This window comes from [Clostridium] aerotolerans DSM 5434 (assembly GCF_000687555.1).
GTDB classification, from domain to species: Bacteria; Bacillota; Clostridia; order Lachnospirales; family Lachnospiraceae; genus Lacrimispora; species Lacrimispora aerotolerans.
On the sequence record NZ_JHWJ01000024.1, the window covers coordinates 21,995 to 28,907 of the forward strand.

At 37.5% G+C, this 6,913-nt stretch carries 7 protein-coding genes and 2 pseudogenes; 6 read left to right on the forward strand and 3 right to left on the reverse strand.

Features of this window, described 5'->3' with window-relative positions:
* Window positions 1-127: 127 nt before the first annotated feature.
* Window positions 128-2,083 (reverse strand): cell division protein FtsA, encoded by a 1,956-nt coding sequence (locus T546_RS0121560; RefSeq protein ID WP_026893398.1) that lies wholly within the window; start codon window positions 2,081-2,083, stop codon window positions 128-130.
* A gap of 717 nt (window positions 2,084-2,800) precedes the next feature.
* On the opposite strand from T546_RS0121560, the gene T546_RS0121565 reads away from it, so the two are divergent.
* The 5 genes from T546_RS0121565 (at window position 2,801) to T546_RS0121585 (ending at window position 5,186) form a co-directional block, all read left to right on the forward strand.
* On the forward strand, window positions 2,801-3,412 hold the full coding sequence (locus T546_RS0121565; RefSeq protein WP_026893399.1) for a DUF4352 domain-containing protein: 612 nt from the start codon (window positions 2,801-2,803) through the stop codon (window positions 3,410-3,412).
* 108 nt (window positions 3,413-3,520) lie between these two features.
* Window positions 3,521-3,748, forward strand: a complete 228-nt coding sequence (locus T546_RS24225) for a hypothetical protein (RefSeq protein ID WP_051630029.1) — start codon at window positions 3,521-3,523, stop codon at window positions 3,746-3,748.
* 18 nt (window positions 3,749-3,766) lie between these two features.
* Complete coding sequence (locus T546_RS0121575) at window positions 3,767-3,961, forward strand: hypothetical protein (protein WP_026893400.1); 195 nt, start codon at window positions 3,767-3,769, stop codon at window positions 3,959-3,961.
* A 134-nt stretch (window positions 3,962-4,095) separates the two neighbouring features.
* Window positions 4,096-4,596, forward strand: a complete 501-nt coding sequence (locus T546_RS0121580; RefSeq protein ID WP_026893401.1) for a hypothetical protein — start codon at window positions 4,096-4,098, stop codon at window positions 4,594-4,596.
* Between the two features lie 128 nt (window positions 4,597-4,724).
* Complete coding sequence (locus T546_RS0121585; protein ID WP_026893402.1) at window positions 4,725-5,186, forward strand: TM2 domain-containing protein; 462 nt, start codon at window positions 4,725-4,727, stop codon at window positions 5,184-5,186.
* Between the two features lie 111 nt (window positions 5,187-5,297).
* Here T546_RS0121585 and T546_RS24230 read toward each other — a convergent pair.
* Window positions 5,298-5,642: pseudogene (locus T546_RS24230) on the reverse strand (manganese catalase family protein); the annotation flags it as partial.
* A gap of 152 nt (window positions 5,643-5,794) precedes the next feature.
* On the opposite strand from T546_RS24230, the gene T546_RS24235 reads away from it, so the two are divergent.
* A complete protein-coding gene (locus T546_RS24235; RefSeq protein ID WP_034600237.1) occupies window positions 5,795-6,208 on the forward strand; it encodes a hypothetical protein in 414 nt (137 codons plus the stop codon).
* A 93-nt stretch (window positions 6,209-6,301) separates the two neighbouring features.
* Here the strand turns inward: T546_RS24235 and T546_RS24240 are convergent.
* A pseudogene (locus tag T546_RS24240) lies at window positions 6,302-6,841 on the reverse strand (manganese catalase family protein); the annotation flags it as partial.
* Between the last annotated feature and the right edge of the window lie 72 nt (window positions 6,842-6,913).

Here is a 6,913-nt window from a genome sequence, read left to right on the forward strand (position 1 = left end):
GGCTTGTAATGTATTTTATGCTGATATACTTAAGATGTGAGTTTTAGAACAACTTTTTATCCATTTTTTATTATTTTTTTAGAGCTTACTTTTGTCTTTATGAGAACGCTCAAAATTTAATATTTTTCTATACCTGATAAATTTTAATATTGTCTCTGCTATGTAATTCCTGCTGAAAATATCCGCTTTCTCCGTTTATCTCAAGCATAACCTGTCTGGTGAGATTCTTAAAATCAAGACCGGAGTATTCCAATATGTCCATGAGATAATAAGGCTGGTTGTCAGGTTTGGGAGGTAGTATTAATGGTTTTTCATTGAGAAAAACAGTAAGCTCTCCCCTTATTTCTTCCTTATTTTGAAATTCCGAAACTGGTTCAAGCTGAATGGATGTGGACTTCATCTCAGCCGGAGCAGAATGAATTCCAGGTACAGGTATTACATCTGTTTCGTCCTCTTCTATGGACAATTCCTCATCATTTATAACTTCTTCTATCGTAATACTGTCGCCGGTTTTAAGTGGGATATCGGAATATACCCTTTCCTCATTTATTAAAATAAGCTTATCCGGGCCAAGTTCGGTTACATCGGAAAGTTTAGCTTGAGCACTTTTCCCATGGGTAGCTGGTACAAATACGATCCAGTCTTCTGAGTTGACTGGATCAGAAAGCTGGGCTTCCTCTCCATTGACCTTTAATACAGAAGGCTCTGCTTTTTCTCCATAAAAAATAGTTCTTTTTCCATTTACGGATACCACCAGATTTTGCCCGGAACGGCCAATCATATCCTGGTAATTGTAGCCGTTCATCATAAGCACATCCATTACAGTAAAGCTGCCATTTCTAAATATTTTAGCTGGTCGGTCATTTAAAACAATCCGGTAACTGTCATTTATAATGTTAAAGCCTGCGGAAATAACGATACCCAGGGGAGTTGCATACTCTGGATTTTCCAGATCGTATTCCTCGGAAAATGCATTAATCTTAAAATTATTGCCTGCAATGGCAACTCGTTTGGAATCTATTTTCAGATGCTCTACGATCCCCTCTTTTAACCCTGACAAGCGGCTGCCGCCTCCTGCTAAGAATACCGCCGATGGCATTCCTCCGTTGATTTCAAGAATCTTTTCAGATATCTCTTCGCAAAGCCTTGAGGACGCCTCCTGGATACTCTGAAAAATAGAGTCTTTGGTAATAGTCTGTTCAAAACCAAGAATATCGGTAAACTGGATCTCTTCTGCCTCGTCTATCTCTGCCTTTATCTTTTCTGCGGTTTCAAAATCCACCAGATATTCTTTCATAATGGATTCTGTTATCTCATCCCCTGCAAGGATAGCCATGGTGTATCCTGTCACGCTTCCATCCCGGCACACAGCAATATCCGAGGTACCTGCGCCAATATCCACCATTGCCAGATTTAACAGACGGATATTCTGGGGAATTGCCGCATTGATGGCTGCAATGGGCTCTAACGTAAGGCTTGCTACTTCCAAATTGATTTTATGCATAGCGGAATAAAGACTCTCCACTACCTCTGTAGGAAGAAATGTGGCAATGATATCGACCTTTAATACACGTCCATGATGATCGACTAGGTTGGATATCATGTAGTTGTCCAAATAATATCGGCTTACGGTATAACCTACCAGATAAAACTGCCGGTCAGAATCTTTTCCCTCCCGGTTCATAAACATCTTTTCAGCTTCACTGATCGCTCCAGCTTCCAGCTTGCTGACGGATTCTGCGTCTATTTTCTGGGCTCTGGAAAGCTCCATCTCAAAGGTAACGCTTTCTGTACGAAGCGCCCTTCCTGCCGCAGCCACACACACCTTATTAAGCTTACAGCCCAGCTTTCTCTCAAGCCTGTCCTTTACCTGTCCTGCGATTTTTGCGACCTGCTCTATGTCCTCGATCTGTCCATCAATCATCGCACGTTTCGTATGCTCGGCCCTCTCTATGGCAACGATATGAATTCTCTCCCCATCTGGCATACCTACCATGCCGATAATACTCCGGGTTCCGATATCCAGTGCGAAAATAGCCTGATCCGGAAGTGTGTCTGTCAAAATGCTATTTCTGTTATCCATAAATAATGCCCCACCTCTTGTATATTTGCTTTTATTTTACTAGTATAAATTGGCTCCGTCAATCAAATAAAGGAAATATTTGTGGAAAAAACGCTGAATTTGGCGAATAAAATATGACTGAGGCATTGATTTGTTTAACCGAAAAGTTATATTGGTATGAAATAATTCATGATCCAATTATAATCTATGTATTTAGTATGATGTTTCTATTTCTCAATTCAATATATCTTTCCACAAGCACTTGGTTGCTTTTTATTGATTTATATGGTAATATTTTCCATATTATTAGGCTTATATATTATCGACTATTTTCCTGTGATATTTAAGAAGGTGTATCTTAAAATCACATTTATTATTTATACAATAATGGATAAATCATCTATTAGCACATTTATCGTGCCAATCAGCCTAAGTTAAAAATTTAAAATATCCAAAGCATTAAGTAAATAAAGCATGGTTAAAGAAGCATATTGTCTTATAAAAGTAGGCAATGACCATGATTTTTTTGTGTATAAATAATTATTTAGTACTCTTCCATTCATATAATAAACAGCTATACGCATCATTTTATTAGAAAGGAACTGAAATCATAATTATAATTGATTGAACAAAAAGCATATGCTAGGAAATCAATATAACATGATGATAACAATATAAGTTAGATTAAATCGCCTTAGGCTTTTTAATAAATACATAAGATAAGAAAAGAGGAAAAGTATGAAAAAGAGATTATTAGTACCCGTATTATGTGCGGTGGCACTCAGTGCAACAGCATGCGGCAGTAATGCTTCATCAACTAAAACAGAAGGTACAACTGCAGAAGCCACTACTGCTGCAGATACAACATCTGCTGAAGAAACAACTACTGCCGAGGAAACAACTACTGCACCGGAAACAGAAGCTGCTTCAGCAGCTATACCAATGGGCCAGGCTACCAAAATCGGTGAATGGAATATTACTGTAAACAATATGCAGATAGTAGATAATATTCCAGATGGATATGGCAGCTTTTCTCCAGATGCAGGAAACAAATATTTGCTAGTATCTTTATCCGTATCTAATGAAGGAAAAAAGGCAGAATCATTCCTTCCGTCCTTCTCCATGGGAGATGATACTTCTGTAAAGGTAATTTATGGTGATGGATACGAATTTACACAAACCAACCTCTTGGGATATAGCAAATCAATGATTAATGCTACTATTAATCCTCTCTCTTCTAAAGAAGGAGATATTGCCTTTGAAATCCCAGATAGTGTAGCTGCTGCAACTGATCCAATTATTGCAGAATTCTCATGCGGAAACGATAAAGCCAACTTCGCAATTAGATAAGTACCAAATTTAACCTTGTAAGAAATTCTTTTTTAGCTGCCTTCAAACATTAGCGAAGGCAGCTTTTAAGTCTTTAGCAACTAGTTTTAAATGTTGGAGGTGCTTAAGATGAGAAAAGTAAAATTATTTATTTTGACTGCTGTAATGTCAATTTGTATGAGTATAACAGCACTTGCTGGTCAATGGATCCAGGATAATAATGGTTGGCGGTATCAAGTCGAAAACGGGAAATATCCAGTTAACGACTGGTTGCAGGACAATGGGAAATGGTATCATTTTCATGGCAACGGCTATATGCAGACTGGTTGGCTTGAAATCTCCTCAAAATGGTATTAATTATATGCAGACGGCGATATGCAAACAACCAGTATTACATTGGCTGATGGAGTTACTTATAATTTTAATGAAGATGGTTCTTGCATCAATCGATGGCAGGGGTTAGGGGATACATACCATTACGATAAAAAAACTGGAACTATGAAAAACATAGGTGCAGAAAGGACAGAAAGAGATATACTGGATCAAATTACAGGTATTCCTCTTTATTAATTTTTAATTTGTCACTTTGTATCTTTGATTATTTTTACACCGCTCTCAACAATAATGCATTTTTAGTTGATTGAGTTATAAATAACAATGTCGAAAGCTTAAATGAGCAAAACATAAGAAAAGAGGAATTTAGTATGAAAGTAATAAAATATTTACCTATGTTTGCTGTCAGTACTCTGCTTTTATCTGCTTGTAGCGCAAGCAATACAAATTTCACCCAGTCTCAAACACAAGCTGAAACTACTCAACAAATTCAAGAGAAAGCTGAAAGCCTAAGTGAAAGCCTGGAAAATGCTGCTAAGGACCTTAAAGAAGCACCTACAGCCGCTTCAACGAATTCTTTAGAAGATCTGGCTAACTATTTAAAAGAAAATAAAATGATTGAAGGTGAACCAGCAGGTATACCCGCTCAATCCTTAGGTGCAATAAGTGGTTCTAAATATAATGATGTAGCTATATATGAATTTGATAAGGATTCAGACAGTTATAAGGGCTTATTAGAAAATGGATATGTAGTTTTAGAAGGTTTTGGCACAAAAATCGAACCAACTGCAATTAATGATAAATTCATGCTTATATGCGAAAAAGCGGAAAATAAAGATGAGATTATAGAAGTTTTCATGAACTATAAATAGCAAACCATCTAATGCTTCATACACAGAACTGTATTAATTAATTATTTATTGTCGGTCGAACCAAAATTAGATTAAATAGCCTATGGCCTTTTAATAAAATATGAAACCAAAGAAAAGAGGATTTGAGTATGGCAAAGATTATCCAAATTAACAATGACATTGTTACAGTGGGGATGGACAATGGCTCATTAACAGAAGTTCGCATGTGTGATTTAAACTTTACTCCTAATGTTAATGACGAAGTAGAAATTTTTCAAAATGAAGCTAAGACTATAGTATCTAAAAAAGAAGCTCCTAAGCAGAACGATATACCGGGAGGAATTAATATTAATGTTAATAATTCCAATACCGTTGGCAGTCAGCCGGTAACCGCAACCAATGGTAAAAAGGCAGTAAACAAAGTTGTTTATTGTTTATTAGCATTCTTCCTTGGAGGACTTGGGGTACATAAATTTTATTCTGGAAAAATTGGATTGGGAATTCTCTATCTTGTTTTCTGCTGGACTTATATTCCTATGATTGCATCACTTATAGAATTTATTATGGCTTTGTGTAAGAAAGCAGATGATAATGGAATGATTATAGTATAATAATGAAACATCTCAAAAGGTGCCTTTCTTTAGCTATTCGCTCACGTAAACTTCGTACACTAGTAAATAAAAAGCGGCTGCAGCATAAATTACGTTGCAGCCCGATCATTTTTAGCATGGTTTTCTAATATCAAAACTTGGGTTAAATGCATAGAAGTTCTTGCTGTCCAGATTATCCTGCGTTATTCGGAGTGCTTCACCGAATCTCTGGAAATGGACGATTTCTCTTAAGAAACGAATCAGATCACATATTTCAGGATCTGTTATAACACGCAGAATGTTATCATAAGTACTGCGTGCTTTCTGTTCTGCCGACTGGGGCCAGATACCTGTTGTGTGGTCAATATAATACGGTCCAAGGCCGGATTCCACTACTTGCTCCGGAGTAAGGTTTCTGGTCAACTGGTGAACGATTGCTGCTACGATTTCCATATGAGCTAATTCGTATGTACTCAACAGATATCAGTAATTATAAATCTGGGCAGAATGCAGGATATTCGCCTATTAATTTACGTAACAGCAAAGTGTGTTGCACAAAACAATGAGAATGAAGTATAATTTATTTAACAAGCTTTAGAATAAAACGTTAAGTTTAAGGAGGAAGAAAGATGAACAAAATAAAATTACTATTTACTGCTACTATCATGACTACAGCTATGTGTATTACCTCATTCGCTGGGCAGTGGAAACAAGATGCCAAAGGGTGGTGGTACCAGAACGATGACGGTAGTTATCCAGTTAATTCTTGGCTTCAGGACAAAGACTCCAAATGGTATTATTTTAATGATACGGGATATATGCAGACAACCCCTATTACTTTAGCAGATGGGACGACCTATACATTTGACACTGATGGCAGTTGCACGAACCGTTGGGCAAGTGCTGCTGATCAAAATTACTATGATCGCAACGATGGCAAAGTAAAAAACGTAGGCGCTGAGCTTACTATGCGTGATTATTTAAACGGTATCAACAGTGAAATAAATGGAAGTTATTACATTCAAGAGAATGATATTAATTAATGGCAGGGAGAATCCCAAAGTTTGTGTAAACCTACAAACTGATGTTAAATAAAAAGCGGCTGCAGCATAAATTACGCTGCAGCCCGATCATTTTTAGCATGGTTTTCTAATATCAAAACTTGGGTTAAATGCATAGAAGTTCTTGCTGTCCAGATTATCCTGAGTGATTCGGAGTGCTTCACCGAATCTCTGGAAATGGACAATTTCTCTTTCTCTTAAGAAACGAATCGGATCACATATTTCAGGATCAGTTATGACGCGCAGAATGTTATCATAAGTACTGCGTGCTTTCTGCTCTGCCGCCATATCTTCTACTAAATCAGTAATGGGATCCCCTTTCGACTGGAATTCACAAGCATTCTGGGGAATTCCACCTGCTGCCTGAGGCCAGATACCTGTTGTATGGTCAATGTAGTACGGTCCAAAGCCTGATTCCACTACCTGCTCTGGCGTTAGGTTTCTGGTAAGCTGGTGAACGATTGCTGCTACGATTTCCATATGAGCTAATTCTTCCGTCCCGATATCCGTCAAAAGACCTTTACACTCTTTATACGGCATCGCATATCTTTGAGAAAGATAACGCAAGGAGGCACTTATCTCTCCATCGGGTCCACCTGAGTTCAAAAACAGATATTTAAAGCAAACAGGAGGAAGCTTCTAATGGACTTCCTCCTGCTTGTCTTTATTCTTCATTTTCATATTCTC